Origin of the sequence: Pseudomonas sp. FYR_7 (genome assembly GCF_043106155.1) — a bacterium.
Lineage (GTDB): Bacteria > Pseudomonadota > Gammaproteobacteria > Pseudomonadales > Pseudomonadaceae > Aquipseudomonas > Aquipseudomonas parafulva_B.
Map to the genome: position 1 here is coordinate 1 of NZ_JBICMI010000053.1, position 15,347 is coordinate 15,347.

A 15,347-nucleotide genomic window follows, 5' to 3' on the forward strand; every position below is an offset into this window, starting at 1 on the left:
GGACCCCGGAGCGCAGCGCAGGGGCCGGGTGATAGGAGCAGGCGGTTTTTGCTCACTTTTTGACAAGACAAAAAGTGAGCCGCCGTAAGGGCGCAAAGGTGACTGTGCGCCACCCGCGCCAATGAATACCAACTTGCCGTATGCGCCCACACTCTGAAGTTTGAAGTTTGAAGTTTGAAGTTTGAAGTTTGAAGTTTGAAGTTTGAAGTTTGAAGTTTCAGGCTTCAAGTTTGATTGCGTTGGCGTGGGTATTGAAAGAGAGCACATTCCATTTGCGATGGCGACGCTTAGTCACCTTTTCGCCATTACGGCGAGTCACTTTTTGTCAAACGCGACAAAAAGTAACCAAAAAACGCTGTGCTCCACTCATACGGCCCCTACGCTACGCTTCGGGGTTCCCTCACTCCGGTCTTGCTCCCGGGAGGACCGCGCTGTAGGCCCCATCCTGGGGCCCAGCGCTTGACAGGCATCCATGCCTGTCACCTCCCTCCGCAAGACCTGCGTTCGGCCTCCTGAAGTCGCGAAGATCAAAAGCAAGATCAAAAGCCAAAGCAAGATCAAGATCAAGATCAAGATCAAGATCGAGTATGAGTTTTATTGCTGGCTGTTGTTTGCCATTTCGTTTATGTACATATCCGGTGTAGGAGCGGCCTAGTGCCGCGATGGGCCGCGCAGCGGCCCCAGTATTTAAATCACAACAAACAAACTCCAAACTCGGGCCACAGCGCGCCCCATCGCGGCCGGTCCGGCGCTCCGGCCAGGCCGCTCTTACAAGAAATGGTAGGTAGTTTAAAGTTTTTTGAACGCAGCTACACCACTATGAAAGAGACTGATCTATAAGGTGCAACGTGATACCCAATTTCCATTCTCGCCAATAGGTGACCCACTTGAAAGACGTCCCTCCATCAATCCGCTAGCACCCAGATCCAACACAGGACCGCTGCTCCCCCGTATCGATGCTGACCACCACCGACATACCCGGCCGCAGCCGCGCAGCTTCTGGCTGCCCCGCATCCACCGTGATACGCACCGGTATCCGCTGGGCGATCTTGACGAAGTTGCCGGTCGCGTTGTCCGCCTGAAGCAACGCAAACTCCGAACCCGTAGCAGGGGAGATCTGTTCGATGTGCCCGTACAGCTTCAAATGGTTCAAGGCATCCACCGTGAAACTGGCCGGCTGACCGATGCGCACGTCGGCCATCTGCGTTTCTTTCATGTTGGCGATGATCCACAACGTATCGGGCACCAGCGCCATCAGCTGGGCACCTGAGTTGACATAGGCGCCCAGGCGCGTGCCGATCTGCCCCAGCTGCCCGTCCCTGGGCGCAGTGACGCGGGTGTTGTCCAAGTCGATACGGGCCAGGGCCACGGCTGCCTTGGCATTCTCGACCGCAGCCAGCAGCGCCGCGCGGTTGACGATCACCGACTCACGATCCTGCCGAGCGATCTCAAGCGCGGCCTTGGCCTGCGCAAGGCTCGCCGCCGCTGCCGCTTCGCTGGCGCGGGTAACATCCAGTTCGCGTCGTGACACTGACCCATCGCTGACCAGCGCCTGGTTACGCGACAGATCGGCCTTGGCTTTGGTCAACTGCGCGGCGGCGTCATTGATGGCAGCCTGGCGCTGGGCGATGGTCGCTTCGGCGCTCTTGCGCTGCTGGGCATTGTTGACCAGCGCCGCTTCCTGTTGCTGCTGCTGGGCAATCGCCTGGGCCAGACGCTGGGTGTAGATGCGATCATCGAGCCTGACCAGCAACTGGCCTGCCTTGACGTACTGAAAATCCTGTACGGGCACCTCGACGATATAGCCGCTCAACTGCGGACCTATGATCGTGACCTGCCCGCGCACCATGGCGTTTTCGGTACTTTCGATGGCGCTGCTGAAAGGGGGCAGGCGCCAGGCATAAAGCACCACCAGCACGCCGACCAAGGCAACACAGCCGAATGTGATGGCAGACAGTATGCGCACCTTGCGGGTGCGTCCAGGTGAGGTCGGCTCGCTGGGTGGCGGTGTGCCTTCCGGCGCTTCGGCGATGGCGGTCGTGGTGGTGGTGCGGGATTCTTCGGTCATCGTGTCGGTGCGCCAAGGGAGGGGTCGGTCAGGCGGGCCTGACGTTTGCTGTACCAGAGCCAGGTGCCGCGTATGCAGATCCAGATCATGGTGAGAATAGCGATAGCGCCAATGAGCATGAAGACATCGTTGTAGGCCAGCACATTGGCTTCTCGGGTGGCCGCGCTGGCCAGTTGGCGCATGCCCACTTCAGTACGCAGGGCAGGGTCGGCGATCAGGCGCCCGACGCTTGCACTACCACTTTGAACCCGGGCGGTGACCAGCGGTTCCACGCTGCCCAAGTGGTCCATGAGGTGGCTTGAGTGAAATTTTTCCCGCCAGATCTGGAACGTGCCCAGCAGCGCTGCGCCGATCAGGCCACCGAGGTTGTTGCAGATGCCGAACAGCACCGAGAAGCTCACCAGGTTCTGCGGATTGGCCCGCACATGGCCGATGCCCAGGGCCATGGAGGGGCCCAGGAAGAACGTACTGCCGAACGCCAATAGAAACTGGCTCAAGTACATCTGCGCAGGGCGGGTCAGGTTGCTCGACCTGCTGTCCATGAAGGCCCCTATCGCCATGGCCAGCAGGGAGATCAGCAACGGTAGGATCAGGTGGTTGGGATTGATGGTCAGGGCGCTGGTCGCCAGCCCGGCGACCGCGCCGAGCAGCATGATCCAGTACAGCGAACGCATCTGTTCGCTGGACATGTTGAGCATCTGCAGAAAGCCGACTGCGCCGGTGGATTGTTCGGAGGTGACCATACGGATGAGGATCACGCACAGCCCCAGGCGGATGATGGCGCCGCTGCCCAGCCACCGCGTCATCAGCAAGGGGTTCTCGCGGTTGTGCTCGATCGCCAGTCCACTGAGGATCAGGACGATCGAGCCTGCCAGCGCCATGCCGATCCATGGCGCATCCAGCCACCAGTCGATGCGACCAAGCGACAAGGCAGCGCAAAGCAGCGCCGTGCCGCTGGCCATCAGGGCGAAGGTAAGAAAATCCAAGGGCTCGAAGGTCTTGAAGCGGTCACCAGGTGGCAGTTTGAGCAGAAGTACGCAGCCCAGGGCTGTCAGCGCCAGCCCCAGTTCGAACAAGTAAAGCCCCCGCCATTCGGCGATCAGTAGCAGGTCTTCTGAAAATATCCGTGCCAGCGGCAAGGCCAGCTGGGAAGCACCAAGGCCCAGGACCATGGCCTTGAGCCGCCACTGCGCAGGAAAGGCCTGGATCATGTAGTACAGGCCGAGCGAGGTCAGCGCGGCGCCCACCATGCCGTGGGCGGCCCGCACGGCAATGGCCGAGTTGAGGTCGTTGACCAGCAGGTGAGCGAAGGTCACCAGGGCATAGAGCACCAGGAACACTTCGGTGAAGGCACGCAAGCCAAATTGCTGGCGAAACTTGACCAGCAACAGGTTCATGGACACGTTGGTCATCACATAGGCCGCTGGCAGCCAGGCCATTTCCGCCGTGGTCGCGCCCAGTGCACCTTGCAGAAACACAAGGTTTGCGGTCACCAGCGCGTTGCCAAGCCCGCCGGTGATGGCGACCAGCAAACCGACCAGGCCATAGGCCAGGCGCTTGGCTGGGCTGTGCAGGGGCGTAGACGGCGAACCTGGCAGGGTCGGTTTCTCGTGGGGCAACCACTGGCGGGGTGCGTACTTGTCCATGAACCAGCCTATCTAAGGTGTTGAAAGCGGCCGTTGCTTGGCCGCATGCGCTCGCGTCGATGTCATCCAGCGCTGCTACAAGGCCCGTGCCAGGAAGGGGGCTGTACGGCTGTGCTCAGTCGTGGCTACCTGTTCGGGCGTGCCGCTGGCGACCACCTTGCCGCCGGCATCGCCCGCACCAGGGCCGATGTCGATCACCCAATCGCACTGGGCGACCACGCGCATGTCATGTTCGACCACCACCACGCTGTGGCCGTTGTCCACCAGGCGATTGAGCTGCACCAGCAAGCGGTCGACATCTTGTGGATGCAGGCCGTTGGTGGGCTCATCGAGCACATACAAGGTGGCGCCGCGCGCCTGGCGTTGCAGCTCGGTGGCCAGCTTGATCCGCTGCGCTTCGCCCCCTGACAACTCCGTTGCCGGCTGGCCCAGGCGCAGATAGCCCAAGCCTATGTCTTGCAGCACCTGAAGCGAACGCCGCGCCGAGGGTTGATCCTCAAACACGCTCAACGCCTGTTCCACGGTCAGGTGCAGCACCTCGGCGATATTCATGCCACGCCAGACAACCGCGAGGGTCTCTGGATTGTAGCGGGCCCCGTGGCAGGTCGGGCAAGGAGCGAACACGCTTGGCATGAACAGCAACTCGACACTGACAAACCCTTCGCCTTCGCACGTAGGGCATCGGCCCTTGGCCACGTTGAAGGAGAAACGCCCGGCATCGAAACCCTGGGCCTTGGCCTGTTCGGTACTGGCGAACAATTTGCGTACATGATCGAACAGACCGGTGTAGGTGGCCAAGTTGGAGCGAGGCGTGCGGCCGATTGGTTTCTGGTCTACCTGCACCAGCCGCTTGATGTGCTCAAGGCCTGCGCTGACGCGGCCCGTGCTCACCTGCTCTGGCTCATCTTCCAGGTCCGCCTCCTGAGTATCCTGTGAAGCCTCGACGTGGCCCAGGTGTGCGCCCACCAACTCCAGCAGGGCCTGGCTGACCAGGCTCGATTTGCCGGAGCCCGAGATGCCGGTCACCGCCGTGAAGCAGCCCAGCGGGAACGCTGCGCTGAGGTTGTCGAGGTTGTTACGGGTTATGCCTTCCAGGTGTAGCCATGCCTGGGGCTCGCGTAATGGGCGCGGTGTCTTGTCCTGTACCTGGAACAGATAGCGGGCCGTACACGATTGCTCGACCTGGGCCAGGTCAGCCGGCGGTCCGCTGTAGAGAACCTCACCTCCGTGCTCCCCGGCGGCCGGTCCCACGTCCACCAGCCAGTCCGCACGGCGCATGGTGTCCAGGTCGTGTTCGACCACGTACACCGAATTGCCCGCCTGCTTGAGGCGCTGCAGGGCTTCGAACAAGGCTTCACTGTCGGCGGGGTGCAGGCCGGCGGAGGGCTCGTCCAGCACATAGACCACGCCAAAGAGCTGCGAATTGAGCTGCGTGGCCAGGCGCAGGCGTTGCAGCTCGCCCGATGACAGGGTAGGGGTGCTGCGCTCGAGCGCCAGGTAACCCAGGCCGAGCTCGAGCAGCGTGTCGATGCGCACCAGCAGCTCACTGGCGATGCGTTGCGCGGCCAGGCGTTTTTCAACGGTCAGGTCATCGTCCTGGGTCAGGTACTCGGCTGCCGCCACCTTGCGCAGTACCTCGGCCAGGGCCTGCAGGGGCAGTTGCGACAGCGCTGCGATGTCCAAACCTGCAAAGGTCACACTCAATGCCTCGGGCTTGAGCCGTTTGCCCTGACACGTGGGGCAAGGACTTGGGCGCATGTAGCGGGACACGCGCTTGCGCATCTGCGCGCTTTGCGAGTGCATGAACGTATTCAGCACATAGCGCCGGGCGCCGGTAAACGTGCCTTGGTAGCTGGGCTCTGCCTTGCGCTTGAGGGCAGCGCGTGCCTGGGCGGGCGTAAGGCCCGCGTAGACCGGCACGGTGGGAGTTTCTTCGGTGTAGAGAATCCAGTCACGCTGCTTCTGGGGCAGATCGCGCCAGGGTACATCCACGTCATAGCCCAGGGTGACCAGAATGTCCCGCAGGTTCTGCCCTTGCCAGGCCATGGGCCAGGCAGCCACTGCCCGTTCCCGGATGCTCAGCGAGGGGTCGGGGACCATGGTCGCCTCGGTGACCTCATAGACCCGGCCGAGCCCATGGCACGCGGGGCAGGCGCCTTGAGGCGTGTTGGCCGAGAAATCCTCGGCATACAGCATCGGCTGGTTGGCAGGGTACTGGCCTGCGCGCGAGTACAGCATGCGGATGGAGCTCGATAGCATGGTGACACTGCCCACCGAAGACCGCGCACTCGGGCTGCCACGCTGTTGCTGCAGCGCCACCGCTGGCGGCAAGCCTTCGATGGCGTCCACGTCGGGCACACCCACTTGATCGATCAGGCGCCGAGCGTAAGGCGCCACCGATTCGAAATAGCGGCGCTGGGCCTCGGCATACAGTGTTGAGAAAGCCAAGGACGACTTGCCGGAACCCGACACGCCGGTAAACACCACCAATGCGTCGCGCGGTACATCGACATCGACGTTCTTCAGGTTGTGCTCGCGCGCACCCCGTACACGAATGAAACCGCTGAAGGCGGGTGTGTCGCTTGGCATGTGGCTGTCCTTGCTTGGCAGTTGGGTCGGGAAGACATAGCAGGCAATCGATCACGTGTGTGGCCTGCGGTCGAATGGGGATCGCACGCTGTAGGACGCTTCAAGCGGCCAGGGAGTTCTACCGGGCAGCCTGCGAGCTGAGCGGAGCGTGGCCATCGACCTGGACGCACACCTGTCGGTCGCCCACTGTTTTGCAGGGCCAATGATCATTGATGTAAGCATCCGGGGTGAAACACACCCGGTCATCGTTGACCCAGAACATGTGGCCGCTCGATCCGGAGAGACGCAATTGGGCGCACGGCCGATAGTCCTTGATCATCAGCGTTGCCGTGCTCACTGCAATCATCACCGGGGCCGCGATGCATATCGCCATGAGCGTGACCTGGAAGGAGCGGAGCTGGAAACGGTCAAGCCGGGACGCCCGCGGCGGGTCGAACTTGCGGCCGGTAAAAAGGCCGATAATGGCGGCGAGGACCACGATGGGCGTCAACGGAATCACACCGATCATGAAGAACGCCTTGAACGAAGTCTCGACTACCGGGGCGTTGCGGTACAGGCGGCCAAAGACCGGCAGCACATCCATCCAGATGGCATACATCGCCAGGCTGCACACTGCGACCATGCCCAATCCCAGCCCCAGGGCTACGCAGCGAAACAAAAGCGGGCTGCGCAGGTGAAGTTCAGCCTGCTGTTTCATTGCTTCCCGCCGGCGCCCTGTCCGTGCCCAATAACGCCCATAGGCGCGCATCTTCGAAGTTATCGATGACCAGGCGCGCACCTGCCTCGATCAAACGTTGTGGCGTCTGGGTGGTGGCAAGGCCGACTGTGAAGATCCCGGCAGCGCTGGCTGCCCGAACACCCGGCAGCGAGTCTTCGAACGCCAACGCCTGGTCGGCATGGGCCTGCAGCCGCTGCAGGCCGGTCAGGTAGGGAAGCGGGTCGGGTTTGGGCTTGGCCAGTTCATCGGCAATTACCACGTGGTCGAACCTGTCGCTCAACTTCAGGCCTGCGAGCATGTGTTCGGCATTGAGCCGTGGGGCGTTGGTTACCACGCACATGCCTACGCCGTGGGTGCTGGCGTGATCGAGCAGACGAATCAGCCCAGGCAGCGGCTCGAGCTTTGGCGACATTTCACGGAAAAGCGCTTCCTTGCGCTCAGCCAGTGCCTGGCACTGCGAGGCACTGGCGCCTTCGAACAACTCGGCGAACAGTTCGCCATTGGCCCGGCCACTGATTTGGGCATCGAACTGGTCCTGGCTCAATTCGCGGCCATCGTACTCATGCAGTAGCTGGCGAAAAGCCTGTAAATGGAGGGTATCGGTGTCTGTGAGGGTGCCATCAAGGTCGAACAGCAAAGCATTGAGCATCAGGATTTCCCAGTCAGGTACGGGGTGGCCAGACGATGATAACCAATGGCGACGACGAAGGGGGCTGGTCAGCGTGCTCCGGAAAGAGTACAAATGTGCTCCATGGACACTCTAACCCCCAAGCGCCGCGCCATTTTCGATTTCATTCGCGAGCGCATCACCGAACAAGGCCAACCGCCTAGCCTGGCCGATATCGCCACGCGCTTTGGTTTTGCCTCACGCAGCGTGGCCCGCAAGCACATCACCGCGCTGTGCCAGGCAGGCTACATCGACGTCACCCCCAATCAGGCCCGCAGTATTCGCCTGGCAAGGCCGTTACGCCGGCCTGAAATGCTGGAACTGCCGGTCCTCGGGCAGGTCGCGGCCGGTGCGCCAATCGGGCCGGACCTGGACATTCACGAGCAATTGCTGCTCGACCCCAGCCTGTTTCGCCGCACCCCCGATTACCTGCTCAAGGTGCGTGGGGACTCGATGATAGGTGACGGCATCCTCGACGGTGACCTGGTCGGCATCCGCCAGCAGGTCGATGTGCGGGAAGGGCAGATCGTGGTCGCTCGGCTGGACGGCGAGGTGACCATCAAGCGCCTCCAGCGCCTGGGCGAGGGCTATCGGCTGCTGCCGCGCAACCCGGCTTACGCGCCGATTGACGTAGGGCCGGGCCAGGATCTCTTCATCGAAGGCATCTTCTGTGGCCTGGTGCGGCGCGACTGATGGGCGCGGTCGTCGATCTGGACAGGCTGCTCGACCAGCGTCGGGTGTGGCGCGGCCGTCAAGCCCAGGCCCGTCCACTGGGCCTGCAACCGACCGGGCATGCCAGCCTGGACGAACGCCTGCCCGAAGGCGGCTGGCCGGCAGCGGCCCTCAGCGAATTGTTGCTCGCCCGCCCTGGCAGCGGCGAACTGCAACTGCTCTGGCCCACGCTGGCGCGCCTGAGCGGCGAGGGCGGACGCGTGGTGTTGGTATCACCTCCCTTCATCCCTTTTGCACCAGCCTGGCAGGCGGCGGGCATCGACTTGCGCTGGCTGTTCCAGGTCGACGCGGGCACCACCGACACCCTGTGGGCCGCCGAGCAGTGCCTGCGTTCGGGCAGTTGTGCCGCTGTGGTGTGCTGGCCGGAACGCGCCGACGACCGCGCCTTGCGCCGCTTGCAGGTCGCGGCGGAAACCGGGCAGGCCCTGGCGTTCGCCTGCCGCGGGCAAGCGGCCCTGCACAATCCGTCGCCTGCGGCATTGCGCCTGGCCATCGACGTACGCCCACCCCAGTGGCGGGTGCTCAAATGCCGTGGCGGCATGCCGCCAGCCCAACCGATCGCGTGTTCAAGGCAGGGATGATGGATCATGTTGTGGGCCTGCATTCTATTTCCGCAGTTGGCGCTGGACAGCCTGCTGCGCGAGCGCGACGACCGTGACGCACCCCTGGTGCTGCTGGGTGGTCCCAGTCAGCGCCGGGTCCTGCAGTCGGTCAACCCAGCGGCCGCCGCCCTGGGGCTTCGCGCCGGTCAAACCCTGACGGCAGCCCGTGCCCTGGCTGACGGCTTCACCTGCCTTGAAGTCGACCCCAGGCGCATCGATGCGTTGCAGCAGTTGCTGGCCGCCTGGGCCTACCGTTTCAGTGCCCAGGTCAGCTTGCACTACCCGCGAACTTTGTTGCTGGAGGTAGGGTCCAGCCTGCAGTTGTTCGGGCCGTGGCCAGTATTGCAGGCGCGCCTGCGCCAGGAACTGTCTGCGCTGGGCCTGCGTCAGCGCATCGTCCTGGCCAGCAACCCGGTGGCTGCGCGCATGCTGGCCAATGCTCACGACGGGTTGGCGTTGGAAGATGCCGCTTCGACCCGTGCAGCGTTGGCCGAAATGCCCATCGACCGGATCGGTCTGCGACCGGAGGATGCCCAGGCCTTTAGCCGCATGGGATTGCGCCAGCTCAATCATGTGCTGGCGCTGCCGCGTGATGCACTGGCCAGGCGCTTTGCTCCCCAGGTGCAGTTGCACCTGGATCAGTTGCTGGGCATGCGCAACCTGGGCCTTGCGTTCTTCGAACCGCCCGATCGTTTCGACGCGCGGTTGGAGCTGAACTTCGATGTGGAGTCGCATCAGGCGCTGTTGTTCCCATTACGTCGCCTGCTGACCGACCTGGCCGCGTTCCTGGCGGGGCGCGACTGTGGTGTCCAGCGTTTCAAGGTGTACATGGAGCACGCGCAGGGCTCTGACACCCAGCTCGACGTTGGATTGTTGGCTGCAGAACGCGACCCGGCCATGTTGCTGGAACTGGCCCGTGGCAGGCTGGAATCGGTGCGCCTGAAGGCGCCGGTGCGTAACCTGCGCCTGGTGGCCGAGGATTTGCCACCGTTCGTACCTCAACACAAAGCGTTGTTCGACCCGCGTGCCCAGCAGGCCCAACCGTGGGAACAACTGCGCGAACGCTTGCGTGCACGCCTGGGTGACCAGGCCGTGACGGGGCTCAGTGCCTTGGCGGACCATCGTCCTGAACAAGCATGGCAGGCCAATGAAATCGGCCAGTGGTCCAGCCTGTGCGTTGCACCCGGAAGCCGTCCTGGCTGGCTGCTGGCAACCCCCACGGTGCTCGAAGAGCAGGCGTACCAGGTTCAGGGGCAGGCCGAGCGCATCGAGTCCGGTTGGTGGGACGGCGGGGACGTGCGCCGTGATTACTATCGCATCGAAACCCGTGAGGGCCTGCGTGGGTGGGCCTACCGCGACCTCGGCCAAGGCGGCCCGCTGTGGCTGCAGGGCTGGTTCTGATGAGCGGCGTTGGCTACGCCGAGTTGCATTGCCTGAGCAACTTCAGTTTCCAGCGCGGGGCTTCAAGCGCCGATGAGTTGTTCCGCCGGGCTCGCGAGCAAGGCTACCAAGCCCTGGCCATTACCGACGAATGCACGTTGGCTGGCATCGTGCGCGCATGGCAAGCGGCGAAAGAGCAGGGTGTACGGCTGATCGTCGGCAGCGAAGTGCAACTGCAGGACGGGCCCAAGCTGGTGCTGCTGGTGCAAGACCTGCAGGGCTACCAGAACCTTTGCGCCTTGATCACCCGTGCGCGGCGTCGGGCGTCCAAGGGGAACTACCAGCTATTTCGCGAGGACCTGCCTGCGCACAGCTCGGGCCTGTTGGCATTATGGGTGCCTGACGATATTGCCGATCAGGCGGTGGGCGAGTGGTTGAGGGAAGTCTTCGAGCACCGCCTATGGCTGACCGTGCATCTTCACCGCGGTGTCGATGACGACCAGCGCCTGGCGCGTCTGCGCGCATTGGCGACGGCCTTGGGTGTGCAGGCGGTGGCGTGCGGGGACGTTCACATGCATGTGCGCGGTCGGCGCGCCCTGCAAGACTGCATGACGGCCATTGGCCGACGGTGTCAAGTGGCTGAGGCAGGGCGCTTTCTGTACGCCAACGGCGAACGTCATTTGCGTACCCCTGCCCAATTGGCCGAGTTGTATCCTGCCGACTTGCTGGCCCAGACCTTGGTGATAGCCGAGCATTGCCGTTTCGACCTCGCCGAGCTGCGCTACCGCTATCCCGAAGAACTGGTGCCCGCTGGGCATACCCCTGCCAGTTGGTTGCGTCAGCTGTGCGAACAAGGGTTGCCGCTGCGCTGGCCCCAGGGCCCGAGCACCCAAGTCCGCCAAGCCCTCGATCGAGAGCTGGCCTTGATCAGCGAGCTGGGCTACGAGAGTTATTTCCTCACCGTCCACGACATCGTGGCCTTTGCCCGTGAGCAGCACATCCTGTGCCAGGGGCGCGGCTCTGCAGCCAACTCGGTGGTGTGCTTCGTGCTGGGGATCACCGAGCTGGACCCCATGAAGCATCGCTTGCTGTTCGAGCGCTTTTTGTCACGCGAGCGCAACGAGCCGCCGGATATCGATGTGGACTTCGAGCACGATCGGCGCGAGGAAGTCATCCAGTATGTATTCAGGCGCTATGGTCGACACCGCGCGGCGTTGACAGCGGTGGTCAATACCTACCACGCCAGTGGGGCGGTACGCGATGTGGCTCGCGCATTGGGGCTGCCAGCCGACCAGGTGGACGCCCTGGCCAAGTGCTGCGGCCGCTGGAGCGACCGCATCCCCGATGAGCAGCGTCTGAACGAGGCGGGGTTCGATGCAGGCAGCCCGGTTCTGCGGCGCATCCTGGTGCTGGCCGGTGATCTGATCGGTTTTCCCCGGCACTTGTCGCAACACCCAGGTGGCTTCGTTATTTCGCAACAACCCCTCGATCAGCTGGTGCCCGTGGAAAACGCGGCCATGGCCGAGCGTACCGTGATCCAGTGGGACAAGGATGACCTGGACATGGTCGGCCTGCTCAAGGTCGATGTGCTGGCACTGGGCATGCTCAGTGCACTGCGTCGCTGCTTTGCGCTGGTACAGCAGCACCGTGGGCGACACTTGACCCTGGCCACCGTCCCTGCCGAAGACCCGGCCACGTACGCCATGATCAGCCGCGCCGAGACCATGGGCGTGTTCCAGATCGAATCCAGGGCGCAAATGGCCATGTTGCCGCGCCTGCAGCCCAGAACCTTCTACGACCTGGTCATCGAGGTCGCCATCGTGCGTCCCGGTCCCATCCAGGGCGACATGGTCCATCCCTACTTGCGCAGGCGCCTGAAGCAGGAACCGGTGACGTACCCATCGCCCAAGCTCAAGGCGGTGTTCGAGCGCACCCTTGGCGTGCCGCTGTTTCAGGAGCAGGTGATGGAGTTGGCCATGGTCGCGGCGGACTACAGCCCCGGTGAGGCCGACCAACTACGCCGCAGCATGGCCGCGTGGAAACGCCACGGCGGGCTGGAGCCGCACCGCGAGCGGTTGCTCGACGGCATGCAGCGCAATGGCTACGAACTGGCGTTCGCCGAACGCATCTTCGAACAGATCAAAGGCTTTGGCAGCTACGGATTCCCCGAATCCCACGCCGCCAGTTTTGCACTGCTGTGTTATGCCAGCAGTTGGTTGAAGTGCCACGAGCCGGCCATCTTCACCTGCGCGCTGGTCAACAGCTGGCCGATGGGGTTCTACAGCCCCGACCAACTGCTCCAGGAGGCTCGCCGCCAGGGCATTGAGGTAAGGCCGGTGGACGTGTGTCACAGCCAGTGGGACTGCACGCTCGAGCCAGGGCCTGGGGGTGAACTGGCAATCCGCATGGGCTTGCGCTTGGTCCGCGGCCTGGCCGAAGCCGATGTGCGCCGGCTCGAACAGGCAAGGGCCATGCAGCCTTGGCGAGACGTCGAGGACCTGTGCCTGCGCTCGGCCCTGGATGAGCGCGCCCGGGCTCGTCTGGCGGATGCAGGCGCCCTGGTCGCGCTGGCCAGGCACCGGCACCAGGCACGCTGGGAAGTGGCGGCGGTACAGGCGCAACTGCCTTTGTTCGCCGACGTGCAGGCGGCCCCCGAGCAGCCGGTCGAGCTGCCGGCGCCTACCGTCGGCGAGGATTTGGTAGCCGACTATCACGCCATGGGCACGACCTTGGGGCCGCACCCATTGACCTTGCTGCGGTCCCGTCTGCGGGCACTGGGGTGTCGCAGTTCCGGCGAGCTGCAAGGTGTCGAACACGGCGACGCCATCGCCATGGCCGGGCTGGTGGTGGGCAGGCAGCGGCCACAGACCGCCAGTGGTGTGACCTTCGTCACGCTTGAGGATGAGTTCGGCATGGTCAACGTGGTGGTGTGGCGAGACCTGGCCGAACGGCAGCGGCGTACGCTGGTCGGCGCCCGGCTGATGAAGGTCAGTGGCCGCCTGGAACAGGAAAATGGCGTGCGCCACTTGGTGGCCCGACGTCTGGAGGATGTCAGCGTGCTGCTGCAGGGGCTGGACGTACGCAGCCGGGATTTCCACTGACCCTCTGCAGCACAGCCTCGCTTACACCATCGCCAGGCGCTGCTTGCGGGTAGGGGCCTCGAATGCCTGGTCGATGGTGTTCAGGTCATCGGCGGTCAAGTTCAAACGCGTTGCCTGGGCATTGAGCCTGACATGCTCGGGCGTCACGGCTTTTGGAATGGCGATGACGCCGTTGTGGCGCGTGACCCAGGCCAGGCAGACCTGGGCCGGGGTAGCACCATGGTCGTTGGCGATTTGCTTGAGCACGGGGTGTTGCAGCAAACGCCCTGCCTGGGCCAGGGGGCAATAGGCCATGATGGGCAATCCATGCTGCACCGACCAGGGCAACAAGTCGAATTCGATCCCTCGCTGCGCAGGGTTGTAGAGCACTTGGTTGGCGGCACAATCGGCGTTGTCCAATTCGCGAAGGTCATCCACGTCGAAGTTGGACACGCCCCAACGCTTGATCTTGCCAGCCTCGCGCAGCCGCTCGAAAGCGTCCACGGTTTCGTGCAACGGGTACTGGCCGCGCCAGTGCAGCAGGTACAGATCGATGCAGTCGGTACCCAGGCGCTTGAGGCTGCGCTCGCAGGCGGCCTGCGTGCCGTGCTGGCTGGCGTTGTGCGGGTACACCTTGCTCACCAGAAATACCTCGTCCCGACGCCCGGCGATGGCCTGGCCCACCACTTGTTCCGCGCCACCCTCGGCATACATCTCGGCGGTGTCGATCAGGCGCATGCCCAGGTCGATGCCTTGTTGCAAGGCGGCGACTTCGGCCGCCCGACGGCTCGGGTCTTCGCCCATGTACCACGTACCTTGGCCGATGCTCGGCACGTTGGCGCCTGCCAATTTCACGTCACGCATGTTACCTCCGGTGGGTGGGTATTGTTCAGTAGAACATCCAGCAGCGCCTGGGCTGCCGTGGACAATGTGTGCTCGCGCAGGGCTATCACGCCAATGCGCCGTTCGACGGCAGGCTCGACCAGGGGGATACAGCGGGCCCCCAGCTCCTGCATCTGGGTAATGCACAGCGCCGGTACCGCGCTGACGCCTAGACCGCTCGCGACCATGCGGCCAACGGTTGCAAGCTGATGGCTTTCGAAAGCCACAGCCAGTTTGCCGTGCTGCACCGCCACGTTCTGCTCAAGCAACAGGCGCACGGCAGAAGGACGCTGCAGCGCCACGAAATCCTCGGCAAGAAGCTGCGCCCAACTGATTTGCGCAAGCCGGGCCAAGGGCGAGTCAGCCGGCACGACTGCAACGAACCGGTCGAGGTACAGCGGGTGAAAGTGCAAGCCCTCGACATTGTCTGGCTCAAAGCCGATGCCCAGTTCGACGCGCCGATGCCTGACCAGTTCCTGTACCTGTTCATTGATGACGTCGTGCACGGTCACGTTGACCTTGGGGTAGCACTGACGAAAAAGCTTGAGGGCCCCTGGTAACAGGTTGCCGGCAAAGGAGGGCATTGCCGCAATGGCCACCCGGCCCAGTTGCAGGGTGAAGCGCTGGCGCAGCATTTCCTCGGTGTCGTCCCAGTCAGCCAGCAGGCGACGGGCCAGCGGCAGCAGTACCTCGCCTTCTGCCGTCAGGCTGACGCTACGTGTGGTGCGGCTGAGCAGGGCACCGCCCAGGTTCTCCTCCAGCGCCTTGATGGTCAGACTCAGTGCGGGCTGTGAGATGTGCAGGTGCTCGCCGGCCTGGGCAAAGCTCTGGAACTTGGCCACGGCGACGAAGGCGCGCAGTTGCTTCACATTCATGGGAATCGCCTATGCTTTGATTTGAAGTGCTTATCAATCGATCATAAAAACAAAATTAACAAATCAGTGAACAGGGGAGAAGATACCCCCACACGCTTACCGACGCCC

The 15,347-nt window shown here is 63.3% G+C and carries 12 protein-coding genes; 4 read left to right on the plus strand and 8 right to left on the minus strand.

The window, feature by feature from the left end:
- The 6 genes from ACF8R3_RS13360 to ACF8R3_RS13385 form a co-directional block, all read right to left on the minus strand.
- Positions 1-228, minus strand: a 228-nt coding sequence (locus ACF8R3_RS13360; protein WP_392515711.1) for a hypothetical protein, incomplete at its 3' end; no start/stop codon positions are given.
- 685 nt (positions 229-913) lie between these two features.
- The gene (locus ACF8R3_RS13365) at positions 914-2,068 is read right to left on the minus strand and encodes an HlyD family secretion protein (RefSeq protein ID WP_392515712.1); all 1,155 of its coding nucleotides are present in this window, start codon (positions 2,066-2,068) and stop codon (positions 914-916) included.
- Positions 2,065-3,714, minus strand: coding sequence for an MFS transporter (locus ACF8R3_RS13370; RefSeq protein ID WP_182140035.1), 1,650 nt, complete (start codon positions 3,712-3,714; stop codon positions 2,065-2,067). Before ACF8R3_RS13370 ends, ACF8R3_RS13365 begins: the two co-directional genes overlap by 4 nt.
- Before the next feature lie 75 nt (positions 3,715-3,789).
- The gene (uvrA, locus tag ACF8R3_RS13375) at positions 3,790-6,303 is read right to left on the minus strand and encodes an excinuclease ABC subunit UvrA (RefSeq protein ID WP_392515713.1); all 2,514 of its coding nucleotides are present in this window, start codon (positions 6,301-6,303) and stop codon (positions 3,790-3,792) included.
- A 118-nt stretch (positions 6,304-6,421) separates the two neighbouring features.
- Positions 6,422-7,000, minus strand: a complete 579-nt coding sequence (locus tag ACF8R3_RS13380; protein WP_196127799.1) for a hypothetical protein — start codon at positions 6,998-7,000, stop codon at positions 6,422-6,424.
- Positions 6,984-7,670, minus strand: a complete 687-nt coding sequence (locus tag ACF8R3_RS13385) for an HAD family hydrolase (protein WP_392515714.1) — start codon at positions 7,668-7,670, stop codon at positions 6,984-6,986. Before ACF8R3_RS13385 ends, ACF8R3_RS13380 begins: the two co-directional genes overlap by 17 nt.
- A gap of 93 nt (positions 7,671-7,763) precedes the next feature.
- Here ACF8R3_RS13385 and lexA point away from each other — a divergent pair, with 93 nt between their 5' ends.
- Genes lexA through ACF8R3_RS13405 form a run of 4 tightly spaced genes read left to right on the plus strand, consistent with a single transcriptional unit; the run spans position 7,764 to position 13,503 of the window.
- Complete coding sequence (lexA, locus tag ACF8R3_RS13390) at positions 7,764-8,381, plus strand: transcriptional repressor LexA (RefSeq protein WP_230379345.1); 618 nt, start codon at positions 7,764-7,766, stop codon at positions 8,379-8,381.
- Positions 8,381-9,001 (plus strand): translesion DNA synthesis-associated protein ImuA, encoded by a 621-nt coding sequence (gene imuA, locus ACF8R3_RS13395; RefSeq protein WP_058604651.1) that lies wholly within the window; start codon positions 8,381-8,383, stop codon positions 8,999-9,001. The genes lexA and imuA overlap by 1 nt, the downstream gene beginning before the upstream one ends.
- A 6-nt stretch (positions 9,002-9,007) precedes the next feature.
- Complete coding sequence (locus ACF8R3_RS13400) at positions 9,008-10,423, plus strand: DNA polymerase Y family protein (RefSeq protein ID WP_078478668.1); 1,416 nt, start codon at positions 9,008-9,010, stop codon at positions 10,421-10,423.
- Positions 10,423-13,503: an error-prone DNA polymerase gene (locus tag ACF8R3_RS13405; protein ID WP_392515715.1), complete on the plus strand. Its 3,081-nt coding sequence runs from the start codon at positions 10,423-10,425 to the stop codon at positions 13,501-13,503. The genes ACF8R3_RS13400 and ACF8R3_RS13405 overlap by 1 nt, the downstream gene beginning before the upstream one ends.
- 21 nt (positions 13,504-13,524) lie before the next feature.
- Here the strand turns inward: ACF8R3_RS13405 and ACF8R3_RS13410 are convergent, their stop codons facing one another.
- Entirely contained in the window at positions 13,525-14,346 is an 822-nt protein-coding gene (locus ACF8R3_RS13410) for an aldo/keto reductase (RefSeq protein ID WP_392515716.1), read from the minus strand.
- Entirely contained in the window at positions 14,334-15,239 is a 906-nt protein-coding gene (locus ACF8R3_RS13415; protein ID WP_058604648.1) for a LysR family transcriptional regulator, read from the minus strand. The genes ACF8R3_RS13410 and ACF8R3_RS13415 overlap by 13 nt, the downstream gene beginning before the upstream one ends.
- Between the last annotated feature and the right edge of the window lie 108 nt (positions 15,240-15,347).